The following is a 16,917-nucleotide window of genomic DNA, read 5'->3' on the forward strand; positions in this document are numbered from 1 at the left end:
GCAGCATGCATGAAGCGGCCAGCCCTGTTTCTTTTAAAACACTAAAGATTGTTTTGAACCACTAAATATTGGTCAGGCGCTTGCCCTTGGGCGGCGAGAAATCGCGGATGGCGTCGATCAAGCCCACCTCCAGCGCCTGCTCGGCCGTCAGATGCAGGTCGGAATACGCATGGACCCGCCAGTGCTCCTCATTCAGGCTCACATGGCTGCGCAGGATGCGTTCGGTGCGCAAGTCATCGGCCCGCAAGCCTTCGACGATGATGCTCAGGGCATCGGGTCGCGCGCCGGGCGACGCGGTGGCGTGCGATTTATGCACCATGAAGCGGGCCGTGTCGCTGGCGCAACGATGCCGCCCGGCAAGAAAGAGGGTCACCGCAATCGACGCCACGGCGCCGCCGTTATACGTGACCAGTTCGATCGGCAGCTTGCTGAGGAAGTTGTACAGACAGATGCCGTCGCTGACATAACCGCCGTTCGACTGGATCAGCACGTGCGCCGTGCTGATCTTGTCTTCGGTCATATCGGACACCGCATTGAAGACACGCCTGACCATATCGCTGTTGACGTCGCCAGACAGCGTGAAATAGGCGTGCTGATCGGTATTGCTTTGCGTATCGTTCATGGCAGAAACCCGCAAATAAAGCCTGATTCATCATAGCAAATTTCTGCCGCAACACACGCACGATGCGACGTGAAAGCAACAGTTGCCCAGCCATCAAACATGCGTGTCTTTGCCCTGTTTTGGTGCGAGTTTTGGTGCGTTCTGGAAAGCCTTTTCAGATTGACAGAACACCCCTGCTGACATATATTCCACACACTTGATCGGGAGAGGGCAATCCAGCGTTGCCGCCGAAGGGGCACTACCCAAAAACTCTCAGGCAAAAGGACCGATCAGGCGAGCTCAAGCTGTTGCTTTGGCAACACAATGACTCAACTCTGGAGAGCGGCCGCGGCGAAACGCCGGCGGCCCACCGAAGGGGCGCACGGGGCTAGCCCCGTAATCTCTCAGGTACAAAGGACAGGGGGGTGAGTGAATGCCATGGAGAAACGCGTTGGCGGCTTTCTTGTGTGTTCTGTTAACTTCCCCCTATACCTTCGTTCCGAGGATTCAATGACGCTCAAAGCGACCCCACTCAATAACGCCCACCGTGCCCTCGGCGCCCGCATGGTAGATTTCGGCGGTTGGGACATGCCTGTCAACTACGGTTCGCAAATCGAAGAACACAACGCCGTGCGCAGCGACGCCGGCATGTTTGACGTGTCGCACATGTGCGTGGTCGATATCGAAGGCCCGAACGTGCGCGCTTTCCTGCGCGGCCTGCTGGCCAATAACGTCGACAAGCTGCAAGTGCCGGGCAAGGCGCTGTATTCGTGCATGCTGAACGTCGAAGGCACCGTCATCGATGACCTGATCGTCTATTTCTTCAGCGAAAACTGGTTCCGCCTGGTCGTCAACGCCGGTACGGCCGAAAAAGACGTGGCGTGGATGCAGCAACAGAACGCCGCCACCAACAGCGGCCTGACCATCACCGAGCGCCGCAACGCGAACGCCCCGATCGCCCTGGTGGCCGTGCAGGGTCCGAACGCGCGCGCCAAGGTATGGCAGGTGCTGCCGGAAACGCAAGCCGCTTCCGACGCCATCAAGCCATTCAAGGTCGTCATCGTCAAGGACACGCCATTTGGCGAAGTGATGCTGGCGCGTACCGGCTACACGGGCGAAGACGGTTTTGAAATCGGCGTGGCCGCTACGCAAGTGGAAGCGCTGTGGAACGCGCTGCTGGCCGCCGGCGTGAAACCGGCCGGCCTGGGTGCACGCGACACCCTGCGCCTGGAAGCGGGCATGAATCTGTACGGCCAGGACATGGATGAAACGGTCAACCCGCTCGACGCCGGCCTGGCATGGACCATCGACCTGGTCAGCGAGCGCGACTTCATCGGCAAGGCGGCCCTGCTGGCCCAAGGCCAGAACGCCCAATTCGTGGGCCTGATCCTGCGTGAAAAAGGCGGCGTGCTGCGCGCGCATCAAAAAGTCATCGTGGCCGGCACCGACGCCACCGGTGAAATCACCAGCGGCACCTTCAGCCCGACCATGCAGGAAGCGATTGCCCTGGCGCGCGTGCCGAACGGCGTGACAGTGGGCGACACCGTGCACGTGGAAATCCGCGGCAAGCAACTGGCCGCCTCCGTCGTCAAGCTGCCTTTCGTGCGTAACGGTAAAATCCTGGCTGCTTAGTACGCAACTGAGCACGGGACGCGACGCGAGCAACATAATCAATAAACAAACACTCACCCTCTGGAGCAACACATGAACATTCCTGCTGACCTGAAATACACCGCCTCCCACGAATGGGTACGCCTCGAAGCGGACGGCACCATCACCGTCGGCATCACCGAATACGCGCAGGACGCCCTGGGCGATATCGTGTTCGTTGAACTGCCGACCGTCGGCAACAGCTATGGCGCCGGCGACGATGCAGCGGTGGTTGAATCGGTCAAGGCAGCCAGCGACATCTACGCGCCTGTCGCTGGCGAAGTCGTGGCAGTCAACGACGACGTCGTCAACTCGCCAGAAGCGATCAACGCCGACGCGTACGCCAACTGGCTGTTCAAGATCAAGCCAGCCGACGTGTCGGCGCTGGACGGCTTGCTCGACGCTGCAGCGTACGGCGCCACCACCGGCGAGTAATCACGTTTGAAGCGGGCCGCGTTTGCGGCCCGTTTGCATATTCCAGCTCCATTTCACCGCCGCGCCCGCGCGCCGCATCCCGGTTTTTCAGTCTTTTTTGGCCTCTATATCATGACCCGCACCAGCCTGACCCAACTCGAAGCACGCGATGCCTTCATCGCCCGCCACATCGGCCCTTCCGCCGCCGAACAGGAAGCCATGCTGTCCACCCTCGGCTACGCCTCGCGCGCCGCCCTGATCGACGCCCTGGTTCCCGCCAACATCCGCAACAAGGGCGCCCTGCCCCTGGGCGCTTACTCGCAGCCGATGCCGGAACAGGAAGCGCTGTCGCGCCTGAAAGCCATCGCCGGCAAGAACCAGGTCTTGAAGTCCCTGATCGGCCAGGGCTACTACAACACGTTTACGCCTGGCGTGGTGCTGCGCAACATCTTTGAAAACCCGGCCTGGTACACGGCGTACACGCCTTACCAGCCAGAGATTTCGCAAGGCCGCCTGGAAGCCATCCTGAACTTCCAGCAAGTGATCACGGATCTCACCGGCATGGGCATCGCAAACGCCTCGATGCTGGACGAAGGCACTGCCGCCGCTGAAGCGATGACCCTGATCCAGCGCGTGGGCAAGTCGAAATCGAACGTGCTGTATGTCGCCAACGACGTGCTGCCGCAAACGCTGGAAGTGGTGCAAACGCGCGCCCAGCCGATCGGCATCGACGTGCGCACGTTTGATCCGGCCGAAATCGAAGCGCTGGACGGCTGCTTCGGCGTGCTGCTGCAGTACCCGGGCGTCAACGGTGTCGTGCGCGACTACCGCGCCGGCGTGGAAAAACTGCATGCCAATGGCGCCATGGTCATCGTCGCCGCCGACCTGCTGGCACTGACCATGCTGACGCCACCAGGCGAATGGGGCGCGGACGTCGTCGTCGGTAACAGCCAGCGCTTTGGCGTACCGCTCGGTTTCGGCGGCCCGCACGCAGGCTACCTGTCGACCCGCGATGAATTCAAGCGCAATATGTCGGGCCGCCTGGTGGGCGTGACCGTCGATGCGCAAGGCAACAAGGCTTATCGCCTGGCCCTGCAAACGCGCGAACAGCATATCCGCCGCGAAAAAGCCACCTCGAACATCTGCACCGCACAAGTGCTGCTGGCCGTGATGGCCTCGATGTACGCCGTCTACCACGGCCCTGCCGGCCTGCTGCAGATCGCCCAGCGCGTGCACCGCTTTACGGGCGTGCTGGCAGCCAACCTGACAACCCTGGGCTACACGGTTGCCAACGCGACTTACTTCGACACCCTGACGATCCAGGTGGCCGATGCAGACAAACTGCACGCCGCCGCCCTGAAACATGGCGTCAACCTGCGCAAGGTCGATGCTACCCACGTCGGCCTGTCGCTGGACGAAACCACCACCCGCGCCGATATCGCGCTGCTGTGGAATGTCTTCGCCGACGGCGTGGCCAACGCGCCTGCCGCCCCGGACCTGGACGCCGTCGAAGCGGCAGTGACCAGCGCGCTGCCGTCGCAACTGGCACGCTCGAGCGCCTACCTGACCCACCCGGTCTTCAACAGCTACCACTCGGAACACGAAATGCTGCGCTACCTGCGCAGCCTGGCCGACAAGGACCTGGCGCTGGACCGCACCATGATACCGCTCGGTTCGTGCACCATGAAGCTGAACGCCACGTCGGAGATGATCCCCGTCACCTGGCCGGAATTCTCGAATATCCACCCGTTCGCGCCCGATGCGCAAACCGTGGGCTACCGCGAAATGATCTCGCAGCTGGAAGAGATGCTGTGCGCGCTGACAGGCTACGCGGCCGTCTCGCTGCAGCCGAACGCCGGTTCGCAAGGCGAATACGCCGGCTTGCTGGTGATCAAGGCTTACCACGAATCGCGCGGCGAAGGCCACCGCAACATTTGCCTGATTCCGTCGTCGGCGCACGGCACCAACCCGGCATCGGCCAATATGGTCGGCATGCAGGTGGTCGTCACCAGCTGCGACGCCAACGGCAACGTGGACCTGGCCGACCTGAAAGCCAAGGCAGAAAAACACAGCGCCAACCTGGCCTGCGTAATGGTCACTTACCCATCGACCCACGGCGTGTTTGAAGAAGGCATCCAGGAACTGTGCGAGATCATCCACTCGCACGGCGGCCAGGTCTACATCGACGGCGCCAACATGAATGCGCTGGTCGGCGTGGCCGCTCCCGGCTCGTTCGGCGGCGACGTATCGCACCTGAACCTGCACAAAACCTTTTGCATCCCGCACGGCGGTGGCGGCCCAGGCGTGGGCCCGATCGGCGTGGGCGCACACCTGGCAAAATTCCTGCCGAACCAGCGTTCGAGCGGCTACCAGCGCGACGTTGCCGGCATCGGCGCCGTCAGCGCTGCGCCATTCGGCTCGGCCAGCATCTTGCCGATCTCGTGGATGTATATCGCGATGATGGGCGCAGAAGGCTTGACGGCCGCTACCGAGACGGCCATCCTGGCTGCGAACTACATCGCGCGCCGCCTGTCGCCGCACTACCCTGTGCTGTACTCGGGCCACGACGGCCTGGTGGCGCACGAGTGCATCCTGGACCTGCGCCCGATCACGGACGCCACCGGCATCAGCAACGAAGACGTGGCCAAGCGCCTGATGGACTTCGGTTTCCATGCGCCGACCATGAGCTTCCCGGTACCGGGCACCCTGATGATCGAGCCGACCGAAAGCGAATCGAAAGTGGAGATCGACCGTTTCATCGACGCCATGATCGCCATCCGCGCCGAGATCGCCAAGGTCGCCAGCGGTGAATTCGACCACGACGACAATCCGCTGAAGAACGCACCGCACACGGCACAAGTGCTGTTGTCGGATAACTGGGAACGCAAGTACAGCCGCGAAGTGGCTGCTTACCCGGTCGCCTCGCTGCGCCAGCGCAAATACTGGCCACCAGTGGGCCGCGCGGATAACGTCTACGGCGACCGTAATCTCTTCTGCGGCTGCGCGCCGATCAGCTCTTACGAAGAAGAGTAAAAGTAAGCAAGCCGCACTCCCGGTGCAAACCGGGAGTGCGAGTGCGCGCTGAAAACAAAAACGGCAGGCCATCAGTGGCCTGCCGTTTTTTTATGTTCGTGCAGTGAAGCTTACAGCGCCAGCAAAGCTGCTCCCGGCAAGGCCATGGCGCCGGCGGCAATGCCCAGGCAGACTACATCGCGGCGTTCGCAGCGTGCGCGCTTGGCGCTCCAGGCGGCAAACAGCAGCGCCAGGCCGATACCGAACAGTGAAATTCCCAATGGCACCATACAACCTCCTTGTTTATCGTCGTCATCATATCTATGAAGCCCGATCGACTACCGACCGGTAGGAAGCAAGTGTAACTCAAAATGGCAGAAAGTGCAGCACGCTTGCATCAGGGGACGCTCCGAGTACCGTCCTTGACGGTTTGCCATCTGCTGGTATGATGGCAAACGCTGGTGATTTGCGGTAGCAAGCCAGCCTGGCAGCGCACTGTCGCGGCCGGCATCGTTCCACCACTTTCAAAGAATCTCTCCACCATGAAGAAACGCTCGGCTTCGGCCGACAGAATCTGCACCGTGGCCGTCGGGCATTTCTCCGAACACGGCTATGACGGCTCGTCCCTCAGTGATATCGCCGAACTGGCCGGCATGCGCAAGGCTTCCCTGTACTCGCATTTCGATAGCAAGGATGATCTGTTCCTGGCCGTGTTTGCCGACGCCTTGCTGGAAGAGCACAGCTTCATGCAGCGATGCTTCGACGACGAAGCGGCGCTGCAGCAAGCGCCGCAGCAAGCGATGCAGCAGGCCGGCGCCCTGTATTGCGACCGCATGGCGCAGCGCTATGGGCAGTCGCCGCACGCGCGTTTTTTGCTGCGCACCGTGTATTTGCCGCCACAAGTGTTGCGCGATCACATCACTGGCGCTTACCGCGCCCTGCTCGACCAGCTCGAGCGCCATTACGCGGCCAGCCTGCTGCACGCCGCACCGTGGCTGGCCCAGCCGCGCCTGGCGCTGTATGTGCAAGCTTACCTCGGCATCATAGACAGCATGCAGGTGGAATTGATCTATGCCGATGGCGCAGCCTTGCAGCAACGCCACGCCGCGCTGTGGCAGATTTTGTCCGATTCGCTGGCCATGGCGGCCCTCTCCCATGCCGCCTAACATTACAGTTTGGAAATCTAAGATTTCTTCAGTTGACACCTTTTGACCTCATCAATATCATGCGGGCATTATTCATTTACGGAGTCCCTCGTGGGTACTTGTTCTAGTGACAGTAGTCGATCGCGTAATAGCGATGTTATCGGCAGCTAAGCAGCAAGCAACACGGAATCCGTTGTCCTCCGTGCCTTGCTGAGCAAGGTGCGGTGTCTCTTGCGGCCTGTCGGCCGTGCGTTTCTCCCCTCTTCCCTTTTTCTTTCCGATCGCGACCGGCTACTGACCCGGATTGCCCGCAAGCACCATTTGCCTCGTGCATCATGGTACGCTTGCGGCACGCAAGTCTTGCCTGCGGCTGCGCCGCCCGCCAACACCTAGTCGTGAAAGGAAGAGCATGAATCTCTTCACCCGTTTGTTCGAATCGTTCCTGCGCAAGCGCCATACGGCCGGCCATTTCCGCCGCCATGCCATGCCGCTTGAAAACAGCACCGGCCGTCCTGTGCCCGATCATCTGGCGCGCCAGTTACTGATGGCCGCCCATGAAGAATTGCATGCGGCGCTGGAGCGATTGCATACGCGTGAAAGTGGTTTGAGCGAAGACGAAGCGCTGGACGTGATTGCGCAAACGGGTCCGAACGAGGTGGAGCACGAAAAGCCGCTGGCCTGGTACCAGCATCTGTGGCTGTGCTACAAGAATCCGTTCAATCTGCTGCTGACGGTGCTGGCCATCGTGTCCTACCTGACGGAAGATCCGAAGGCGACCATCGTCATCGGCACCATGGTGATTCTGTCGACCTTGCTGCGCTTCGTGCAGGAAGGCCGCTCGAACCGCGCCGCCGAGCGCCTGAAGGCGCTGGTCAGCAACACCGCCACCGTGCTGCGCGCCGGCCAGCAAATCGAATTGCCGATCCGTAAGCTGGTGCAAGGCGACATCATCGTGCTGTCGGCCGGCGACATGATCCCCGCCGATTGCCGGCTGCTGTCGGCCAAGGACCTGTTCGTCAGCCAGGCGGCCATGACGGGCGAATCCCTGCCAGTGGAAAAGATGGCCGAATTGAGCGACGCCAATGGCAAAGACCCGATGGACATGGCCAACCTGCTGTTCATGGGCACCAACGTCATCTCGGGCGCCGCCACGGCGCTGGTGCTGGCGACCGGCAACCGCACCTATTTCGGCACCATCGCCACCCGCGTGACGGCTACCGAGCGCACGCCGACCGCGTTTGAAGCGGGCGTCAACAGCGTCAGCTGGCTGCTGATCCGCTTTGCGCTGGTGATGGCGCCGCTGGTGTTCCTGATCAATGGCTGGACCAAGGGCGACTGGATGGAAGCGTTCCTGTTCGCCTTGTCGGTGGCGGTCGGCCTGACGCCGGAAATGCTGCCGATGATCGTCACCAGCACCCTGGCCAAGGGCGCCGTGAAACTGTCGAAAAAGAAAGTTGTCGTCAAGCGCCTGGACGCCATCCAGAACTTTGGCGCGATGGACGTGCTGTGCACCGATAAAACCGGCACCTTGACGCAGGACAAGATCGTGCTCGAGCGCCACACCGACGTATTCGGCCAGCCATCGGATGAAGTCCTGCAATTTGCCTACCTGAACAGCCACTACCAGACGGGCCTGAAAAACCTGCTGGACCGCGCCGTGCTGGACCACGTCGAGCTGCAAACGGAAATGCAGCTGGCCCGCGATTACGTCAAGGTCGATGAAATCCCGTTCGATTTCGTGCGCCGCCGCATGTCCGTGGTCGTATCCGAAAAGAATGACCACCATGAACTGATCTGCAAGGGCGCCGTCGAGGAAATCCTCGCTGCCTGCAGCCATCTGCGCCTGGGCCAGAGCAATATTCCGCTCGACGACGCCCTGCTGGAAAAAGTACTGGCCACCACGCAAGGCTTGAATGCGGAAGGCTTGCGCGTGGTTGCCGTGGCCGTCAAGGAAGTGCCGCCGCACAAGACCGTGTATGGCGTGGCCGATGAAACGGCACTGACCCTGATCGGCTACGTAGCCTTCCTCGACCCACCGAAGGAATCGACGGCGCCCGCCCTGCGCGCGCTGGCCGAACATGGCGTGACGGTGAAAGTATTGACCGGCGACAACCATCTGGTAACGGCGAAAATCTGCCGCGAAGTGGGCCTGACCGTGCATGGCGTGCTGCAGGGACCGCAGCTGGACGACATGGATGACGCGACCCTGGCCAGGGTCGCGGAAGAGAACACCGTGTTCGCCAAGCTCAGCCCGCTGCACAAGGAACGCCTGGTGCGCGCCCTGCGCGGCAATGGCCATATCGTCGGCTTCATGGGCGACGGCATCAATGATGCACCGGCCCTGCGCGCCGCCGACATCGGCATTTCCGTCGACTCTGCGGTCGATATCGCCAAGGAAGCCGCCGACATCATCTTGCTGGAAAAGAGCCTGATGGTGCTGGAAGAAGGCGTGCTGGAAGGCCGCCGCACCTTCAGCAACATGCTGAAATATATCCGCATGACGGCCAGCTCGAACTTCGGCAATGTGTTTTCCGTGCTGGTGGCCAGCGCCTTTTTACCGTTCCTGCCGATGCTGCCGCTGCACTTGCTGGTGCAAAACCTGCTGTACGATGTATCGCAGATCGCCATTCCTTTCGACAATGTCGACGCCGAACTGATCCAGCAGCCGCTGAGCTGGAACCCACGCGACATCGGCCGTTTCATGGTCTTCTTCGGTCCGATCAGCTCGATCTTCGACATCACCACGTTTGCCCTGATGTGGTACGTGTTTGACGCCAATACGCCGGAAAAACAGACCCTGTTCCAGTCCGGCTGGTTCGTGGTGGGCCTGCTGACGCAAACCCTGATCGTGCACCTGATCCGTACGCCCAAGCTGCCGTTCATCGAAAGTATCGCTTCCGTGCCGCTGCTGGTGGCCACCACGGCCATCATGGCGGTGGGCGTGTTCCTGCCGATGGGTGCGTTTGCCACCTACTTCAAGCTGGAAGCCTTGCCACTCAATTACTTCCCGTGGCTGCTGGCCATCCTGGTTTGCTACACCGTGCTGACGACCGTGATGAAACGCATTTACCTGCGCAAGTTCGGCTGGCAATAGTATGATGGGCCGCTCCTACCTCCCCGATCACCTTTTTAGGCGTACATGAGCGGCTCTCCCCTCCCCAAACGTAAAAATCGCAAGCTGGCCCTGCTACTCTCGGGCCTGGTCTTTCCCGGCAGCGGACACTTTGTGCTGGGCCATAAAATACGTGGCTGCATCTTTGTGCTGCCCACCCTGGCCGCCATCGTTTTCGTGCTGCGCGATGTCATGACCCGCGCCGATCAACTGGTAGACCAGATCAACAGCGGCGCCCTGCCGTTTGACCCGCAGCTGATCATGGAAAAAGTGCAGGCGCTCTCCGCCAGCGATGGCCCCGCCATGAGCATCGCCGTCTGGGTGCTGGCGGCGTTATGGATAGGCAGCCTGGTCGATACATTCATCGTCACGCGATGACGCAGGACGCAGAGGCGCGCAGGCAGCGCAAGCAAGAAAAACTGCAGGAGCGGCGCGCACTGTGGGCCGCGAAACGCCAGGATGCTGCAGGCCCGCTGGCCTGGCGCGGCTGGTTCGACGGTTCCGCCCATCCGAATCCCGGCAAGCTGGGCATCGGCGCCCTGCTGCTGGGACCGAACGGCGAACGGGTGGAAATCAGTGAACCGCTGGATTACGGCAACAGCAGCGAGGCGGAATATGCGGCCTTGATCGCCGTGCTGCAGGCGGCGCTGGCGCTGAAGCCGCCGCCGGTGGAACTGCTGCTGTATGGCGATAGCCAGGTGGTGATCAATGACGTACTGGAAACCGCTGCCGTGGGCGCCAGGGGACTGGAAACACAAAGGGCCACCGTAGTGGCCCTGCTGCAACAACTTAATCAGGTGACGTTGCGCTGGATACCGCGCCACCGTAATGGCGAGGCGGACCGTTTGTCGCAGTTGGCCATCGTTGCGTGGGTGGAATCCACTCGAACAGTCAAACTGCCAACATCAGCTCCTGAAGGTATTTAAGCGATAGATATCGATAGTACGTTGATTGGCTTGGACTCCCACTTATGTGCTAATACGAACGCGCATCTGACAATATTTATACTGCTATGCAGCGGCTCTTTGACGCACTAACGGATCGGCACCAAGAACAAGTCAAACAGCTTAGTAAACTCTTGCGGTTGACTCTAGCGATCAATTTACCTACGTTCGAAGAATGTCGCGCAAATCGGAGGGGCAATCCGGACTAGTCCATCCGAATTTTTCGTCAGGATCTGGATGTAATGCTTCCCACGAATCGGCAGGTGGCTCTCCAGCTTGAAACCATCTGGCTCGCGTTTCCTTACTCCGTGCTATGACTGTGCTTGGAGCATAAGCAGCATGTCGATGATTTAAGGCATCGACCCAGTCTGATGAAACCTCGGAATATAGCGGGTGGGTGGGGCGGTGCGTGAATAGGAGGCACTGCTCTGGTGAAATCGGCAGCGTGATCTCAATGGATGGGTTCTCTAGACCGACGGCTCGCTCGAACGGATGCCGGCGGTAGGCTGTGGGATCGTGCCACGTTGATGGGGCATCACTGGTGAGGAATCCAAGAGCGTCACTTGTACAAATCACCGTCTTATGCATACCAAGCAGTGTTGGAAGAATCAGCTTCTCCGCTGCATCGAGCAGTGTTGTAGTGGCCTTTTCCTTTAAATTATCAAAGTCTCCTGGTTTAGGAATATAGACATTAGACCGGTCAACGTGAGGAGGAAGCTCTGGCTCGACGGTTCTAGTTTCCCAGTCGGAACCTGCGACCTTCTCAAACATCTCCTTCACCTTCTCCATTTGACTGAGGAAGTGATCACGCATTGCGGCGGTACGGTTGTGTGCCGTGGCAGCGAACAGGCATACCCACAACCAATCCTCAGCCGTGAGTGGACGCTTGAAGTTGAACTTGCTATTTCTCACTCTCGTGAAGTTCGACTCCACAGTCCCCAAACCGTGCTCAAGACGTAAATCATGACCACCATCAGGCGGAGTCAGCGTATACATATCGGATTCACGGAAGATTTTTTCTGGCGATCTAGCCTTAGGGTTTTCACCCGTTCTATCAAATAACCAAATGTACGGCGTGTTCTTGTTTGTTTTAGGCGCCAAAGGATCTAGCCAAGCTTTTAGATAGCACACCGGGACAAAATGCTGCCTTCTTTGCTCGTACTTTTTTCGTTTCATGGTCTCGCCGTCCAAAGAAATTTTTCTAGTATCAGCGCACAGGTATACCTCGCCACCCAAAAAAACGCTTGCGGCCAAGCGCTCTTCACCGAGCTTATATATCTACTGATGATGCGGAATTAGCAACTTAAAAATGCAAAAAAAATACCGCATGACTGTAGTCGCAAGTGCCGATGAATGCAAGATGTCCGCATCACGGTATGATGGTTTGAAGCCGGAACGCTGCATAGCCAACAACTTAAATGCATTTTTTAGCAATATTTAACATGATGCGATCATCATAAAAAATGTGTCCTATGTGTCGCGACATACACCCCGATGTGTTCGCCTGCAGCTCTTTGACGTCAGGGGTTTATTTTCAAGCCACGCGGCTGATCCGCAAAACCTGTTTCGGCTTTGCCAGCGCCGGCCGCTTCAGGCCAGCCTGTCCACCCAGATTAAACACGCTCACCACCTGCGCCAGCTGATGCGCCTGGTGCTGCATCGATTCGGCGGCGGCCGCCGATTCTTCCACCAGGGCCGCGTTTTGCTGGGTCACGGCATCCATCTGGCCGATGGCGCGGTTGATTTCATCGATGCCCACGCTTTGCTCGTTGCTGGCGGCCGTGATCTCGGTGATGATGTCGCTCACGCGGTGTACGCTGGCAACAATGTCATCCATCGTTGAACCCGCCTCTGCCACCAGCTTGCTGCCCGCATTAACTTGCTCGACGGAATCGCCAATCAGGGTCTTGATTTCCTTGGCAGCCGACGCTGAGCGCTGCGCCAGGTTGCGTACCTCGGTGGCCACCACGGCAAAGCCGCGGCCTTGCTCGCCTGCCCGCGCCGCTTCCACGGCCGCGTTCAAGGCCAGGATATTGGTCTGGAAAGCGATGCCATCGATCACGGAAATAATATCGACGATCTTGTTGGACGACACATTGATCGCATCCATCGTGCCCACCACCTGCGCCACCACCGTGCCGCCCTTGACTGCCACTTGCGCCGCTGTCGCCGCCAATTGGTTGGCCTGGCGCGCATTGTCGGCGTTCTGCTTGACGGTCGAGGTCAGTTCTTCCATCGACGAAGCCGTTTCTTCCAGCGAGCCGGCCTGCTGTTCCGTGCGGCTCGACAAGTCCTGGTTGCCCGCCGCGATCTGCGTCGACGAGGTGGCGATGCTGTCCGTGCTGCTGCGCACTTCGCCGACGATGGTCAGCAAGCTGCTGTTCATGTCTTTCAAAGCCAGCAACAATTGCCCCGTTTCATCCTTGGCGCTGGCATCGATCTGCGCCGTCAAGTCGCCATCGGCCACGCGGCGCGCCACGTCGACGGCCATGCGCAGCGGCCCGACGATACCGGTCGTCAGCAGCCAGGAACAGACCACGCCAAAAGCCAGCGCCAGGGCCGTCAGCACCAGCAGCAGATTACGGCTGGTGCTGGCCACCCGGTCGATATCGCGCGCGGTGGCGTCGATACTGGCGCGCTGGTGTTCGAGCAATTCAAACACCATCTTCTGGTAGGTGGCGGCGGCCGGCACGAAGGTCTTTTCAAATACTTCATTGGCGGCCTCGGCCTGGCCTTCGCCCTTGAGCTTGTAGACCTGGTCGCGCGAGCTCAGGTACAGCTTGCGCTGTTCCAGCAAGGCAGCAAACATGGTTTTTTCAATCGGCTGGTCTATCAGCGCCTCGATCTTCTTTTGCAACTCGGCCGAGCTGGCCGACGAGACTTTCGATTCTTCTGCGAAATAGGCACTCAAGGACGTGTCAGAGCTGCGGGCAATCGCGATGGTGCGGCGCACGGCGCTATCGATGCGCGCATACCAGTCGGAAATATGCCGCTCCTTGGCCAGGGGCTGCTCCATCATCACGCGCGTGGCGGTCGCCACATCATGCAAGCGCCACACGCTGATGCCGGTAATCAACATGGAAAACAGCAGGATCACGGCAAACCCCAGGCCCAGGCGGGAGCCGATGCTGATATTTCTTAATAAATTCATAATATCATCCTGAAAAAATTGGCGCATGGTCCAGTGGAACCGTGCGCCAGGAAAATCTGCTACATAACGATGGCTTACGCAGCCAGCTTTTCGATCAAGCCCATTTCGGCGCTCGACATCAGCAAGTCGATATCGACCAGGATCAGCATGCGCTCGTCGAGCGTGCCCAGGCCGATCACATATTCCGTGTTGAGCGAGCGGCCCATGTCGGGCGCCGGCTTGATTTGCTCGGGCAACAAGGTGGTCACGTCGGAGACGCGGTCGACCACCATGCCAACTACGCGGTTGCCGATATTGAGGATGATGACGACGGTGAACTGGTCGTAGCTGGGCGTGCCCAGGTTGAACTTGATGCGCATGTCGACGATGGGCACGATGATGCCGCGCAGATTGACCACGCCCTTGACGAATTCCGGCGCGTTGGCGATGCGGGTCGGCGTTTCATAGCTGCGGATTTCGCTGACCTTCTGGATGTCGATGCCGTACTCTTCCTGTCCCAGCGTAAAAGCCAGATATTCGGCAGCCTTGGCGACGGCCGCGCCAGACTCGCTAGCGATAGTGTTCATGATAATCCCTTAGTAAAATAATCTATCTATTTTCACAACTAATTTGCCGCAAAGCCAGCTTATGAAATTTCTGCGTGGCAATATTACCTCATGTAAATTTTACATGCACAAGAAAATGCAGCTCGCCTCAGATACTGCGGAGCGCGCCGCTTTATGCCACACTAGCGCCTCCGTTTTTCACCCACTCAGAAATATGCAATCTTTGCTTTCCCTATGGCAACCTCGCCTGCTGGCCCTGGCCAGCGCCGGCCTGGGCGATGACAGCGCCCACGACCTCCAGCATTTGCACCGCGTCTGGCGCAATGCGGCCATCCTGCTGAAACAGCATCCGGAAGCCGATGCGCTGGTCGTGATGGCGGCCAGCTACCTGCACGACCTGGTCAACTTGCCGAAAAACCATCCCGAACGCCACCTGGCGTCGCGCCAGGCCGCCGCCTTCGCTTGCCGCCAGCTGGCCGAACAGGATTTTCCATCCGACAAGCTGGCCGGCGTGGGCCATGCGATTGAAACGCACAGTTTTTCCGCCGACCTGGCGCCACACACCATCGAAGCGCGCATCGTGCAGGACGCCGACCGCATCGACGCCCTGGGCGCCGTGGGCCTGGCGCGGCTGTTTTATACGGCGGCCCGCATGGATAGCGCGCTGGCGCATGGCGCCGATCCGCTGGCCCGGCAGCGCCCGCTCAACGACAAGGCTTACGCGCTCGACCATATCGAAACCAAGCTGGCCAGGCTGCCCGGCAAGATGCAGACGCAGGCGGGCCGCGCGCTGGCCGAACGCCGCTTGAGCGTGTTGCTTGAGTTCCGCGCCACGTTTGCGCAAGAGTGGACGATAGACCCGGCTGCTTGATGGCAATAGCCAGCAAGACGCATGCTGTCTATAATACAAGGCTCAGCTAGCGCTGCGGCCTGACTCGCCGGCGCCACGCCAATAACCTATCCCCGCCCAGCCTGGCCAGCGCTGGCGGCGCGGGGACTGCGCCGAAAGCCTGCATGTCCAAACACACCGTTACGCCCTCCCCCGCGCCCTCAGCACCGGCGCGCAGCGGCAACCTGAACTTCATCCTCGTCTGCGTCTTCATCGACATGCTGGGCATCGGCCTGGTGGTGCCCGTGCTGCCCATCCTGATCGGCGACTTCGTCAGCGGGCGCGACCAGCAAGCGTTTTGGTACGGCATCATGGCCGCCGTGTTTGGCTTGCTGCAATTCATCTTCATGCCCATGCTGGGCGCCATCAGCGACCGCGTGGGGCGCCGCCCCGTGCTGCTGTATTCGATGGCTGGCATGTGCGTCAACTTCCTGGCCACGGGCTGGGCGCCCAACCTGGCGTGCCTGTTCATCGGCCGCATCATCGGCGGCGTGTCGTCGGCCAGCATGTCGGTCGCCTCGGCCTATGCATCGGACGTTTCCACGCCCGAGAACCGCGCCAAGAGCTTCGGCAAGATCGGCGCCGCCTTCGGCCTCGGTTTCATCTGCGGCCCCATGCTGGGCGGCTTGCTGGGCGACATCAACCTGCACCTGCCCTTCTTTGTGGCGGCAGGCCTGTCGGCAGCCAATTTCATCTATGGCTATTTTCTGGTGCCCGAATCGCTGGCGCCGGGCGCCAAGGCGCCGTTCACCCTGGCCCGTATCAATCCGTTTGCTGCCCTGCTGAAACTGCTGCGCCGCCTGGAAATCCGCGGCCTGGTGCTGGCCTTCGGCTTGATGACGTTTGCGCAGATGATGCTCAACACCACCTGGGTGCTGTACACCCACTTCCGTTTCGACTGGACCCCGCGCCAGAACGGCATCGCCCTGTTTTGCGTGGGCCTGTGCGCGGCCGTCGTGCAGGCGGGCTTGCTGGGCATCCTGATCAAGCGTTTTGGCGAAGTGCGGCTATCCTTGCTGGGCATGGTGTCGGGCGCCATCACCTATGCACTGTATGGCCTGGCGACGCAAGGCTGGATGATGTACGCCCTGATCCTGTGCAACCTGCTGGCTTTTGCCGCCGGTCCTGCCCTGCAAGGCATTATTTCCAAAGCCTCGGCAGCCGGCGAGCAGGGCGAACTGATGGGTTCGCTGCAATCGATCAGCAGCCTGGGCATCATCTTCATGCCGCTGCTGGGCAGCGCCATCCTCGGCGAGGTCAGCCATTTACCGGCCAATGACTGGCGCATCGGCAGCACCTTCTTTGTCTGCGCCCTCATGCAAACCCTGGGCTTGCTCGTTGCCTGGCGTTATTTCACCTTGCGCGGTGGAAAATAAGCGGCAAGCAAAGTTAATATCCAGCCTACGCACTACACCGGGGTAGTCCAGCTAAGCATTGCATGCAAGAAATAAATA

14 protein-coding genes and 2 riboswitches are annotated in these 16,917 nt (G+C 60.0%); of the genes, 9 read left to right on the forward strand and 5 right to left on the reverse strand.

The features are described from left to right. Positions 1–61: 61 nt before the first annotated feature. Positions 62–622, reverse strand: coding sequence for an ATP-dependent Clp protease proteolytic subunit (locus ACL9RI_RS22100; protein WP_422728642.1), 561 nt, complete (start codon positions 620–622; stop codon positions 62–64). Positions 623–813: 191 nt separating this feature from the next. Next, positions 814–900, forward strand: a riboswitch (glycine riboswitch). A gap of 26 nt (positions 901–926) precedes the next feature. Further along, positions 927–1,032, forward strand: a riboswitch (glycine riboswitch). Between the two features lie 79 nt (positions 1,033–1,111). Between ACL9RI_RS22100 and gcvT the strand changes: the two genes are divergently transcribed. The 3 genes from gcvT (at position 1,112) to gcvP (ending at position 5,698) form a co-directional block, all read left to right on the forward strand. Further along, on the forward strand, positions 1,112–2,233 hold the full coding sequence (gene gcvT / locus ACL9RI_RS22105; RefSeq protein WP_422728643.1) for a glycine cleavage system aminomethyltransferase GcvT: 1,122 nt from the start codon (positions 1,112–1,114) through the stop codon (positions 2,231–2,233). Positions 2,234–2,305: 72 nt separating this feature from the next. Continuing rightward, positions 2,306–2,686: a glycine cleavage system protein GcvH gene (gene gcvH / locus ACL9RI_RS22110; RefSeq protein WP_422728644.1), complete on the forward strand. Its 381-nt coding sequence runs from the start codon at positions 2,306–2,308 to the stop codon at positions 2,684–2,686. A gap of 111 nt (positions 2,687–2,797) precedes the next feature. Continuing rightward, positions 2,798–5,698, forward strand: a complete 2,901-nt coding sequence (gene gcvP / locus ACL9RI_RS22115) for an aminomethyl-transferring glycine dehydrogenase (protein ID WP_422728645.1) — start codon at positions 2,798–2,800, stop codon at positions 5,696–5,698. Positions 5,699–5,808: 110 nt separating this feature from the next. On the opposite strand, the gene ACL9RI_RS22120 is transcribed toward gcvP, so the two are convergent. After that, on the reverse strand, positions 5,809–5,967 hold the full coding sequence (locus tag ACL9RI_RS22120) for a hypothetical protein (RefSeq protein ID WP_183676497.1): 159 nt from the start codon (positions 5,965–5,967) through the stop codon (positions 5,809–5,811). A 252-nt stretch (positions 5,968–6,219) separates the two neighbouring features. Here ACL9RI_RS22120 and ACL9RI_RS22125 point away from each other — a divergent pair, with 252 nt between their 5' ends. From ACL9RI_RS22125 to ACL9RI_RS22140, 4 genes are all read left to right on the forward strand, one after another. Next, positions 6,220–6,843: a TetR/AcrR family transcriptional regulator gene (locus ACL9RI_RS22125; protein WP_422728646.1), complete on the forward strand. Its 624-nt coding sequence runs from the start codon at positions 6,220–6,222 to the stop codon at positions 6,841–6,843. 388 nt (positions 6,844–7,231) lie between these two features. After that, positions 7,232–9,916, forward strand: a complete 2,685-nt coding sequence (gene mgtA / locus ACL9RI_RS22130) for a magnesium-translocating P-type ATPase (RefSeq protein ID WP_422728647.1) — start codon at positions 7,232–7,234, stop codon at positions 9,914–9,916. A gap of 45 nt (positions 9,917–9,961) precedes the next feature. Further along, positions 9,962–10,312 (forward strand): hypothetical protein, encoded by a 351-nt coding sequence (locus ACL9RI_RS22135; RefSeq protein WP_422728648.1) that lies wholly within the window; start codon positions 9,962–9,964, stop codon positions 10,310–10,312. Beyond that, entirely contained in the window at positions 10,309–10,860 is a 552-nt protein-coding gene (locus tag ACL9RI_RS22140) for a ribonuclease HI family protein (RefSeq protein ID WP_422728649.1), read from the forward strand. The genes ACL9RI_RS22135 and ACL9RI_RS22140 overlap by 4 nt, the downstream gene beginning before the upstream one ends. 180 nt (positions 10,861–11,040) lie before the next feature. On the opposite strand, the gene ACL9RI_RS22145 is transcribed toward ACL9RI_RS22140, so the two are convergent. The 3 genes from ACL9RI_RS22145 to ACL9RI_RS22155 form a co-directional block, all read right to left on the reverse strand. Next, positions 11,041–12,054 carry a DUF4238 domain-containing protein gene (locus tag ACL9RI_RS22145; protein WP_422728650.1) on the reverse strand — a complete coding sequence of 338 codons (1,014 nt, stop codon included), beginning with the start codon at positions 12,052–12,054 and terminating at the stop codon, positions 11,041–11,043. 358 nt (positions 12,055–12,412) lie between these two features. Continuing rightward, positions 12,413–14,029 carry a methyl-accepting chemotaxis protein gene (locus ACL9RI_RS22150; RefSeq protein ID WP_422728651.1) on the reverse strand — a complete coding sequence of 539 codons (1,617 nt, stop codon included), beginning with the start codon at positions 14,027–14,029 and terminating at the stop codon, positions 12,413–12,415. 74 nt (positions 14,030–14,103) lie between these two features. Further along, a complete protein-coding gene (locus ACL9RI_RS22155; RefSeq protein ID WP_183676491.1) occupies positions 14,104–14,595 on the reverse strand; it encodes a chemotaxis protein CheW in 492 nt (163 codons plus the stop codon). 193 nt (positions 14,596–14,788) lie between these two features. Between ACL9RI_RS22155 and ACL9RI_RS22160 the strand changes: the two genes are divergently transcribed. Further along, a complete protein-coding gene (locus tag ACL9RI_RS22160; RefSeq protein WP_422728652.1) occupies positions 14,789–15,445 on the forward strand; it encodes an HD domain-containing protein in 657 nt (218 codons plus the stop codon). Between the two features lie 143 nt (positions 15,446–15,588). Beyond that, positions 15,589–16,839, forward strand: a complete 1,251-nt coding sequence (locus ACL9RI_RS22165; protein WP_422728653.1) for an MFS transporter — start codon at positions 15,589–15,591, stop codon at positions 16,837–16,839. The last annotated feature ends 78 nt before the right edge of the window (positions 16,840–16,917 follow it).

Source organism: Janthinobacterium sp. Mn2066, assembly GCF_049319705.1.
Classification (GTDB): domain Bacteria; phylum Pseudomonadota; class Gammaproteobacteria; order Burkholderiales; family Burkholderiaceae_D; genus Janthinobacterium.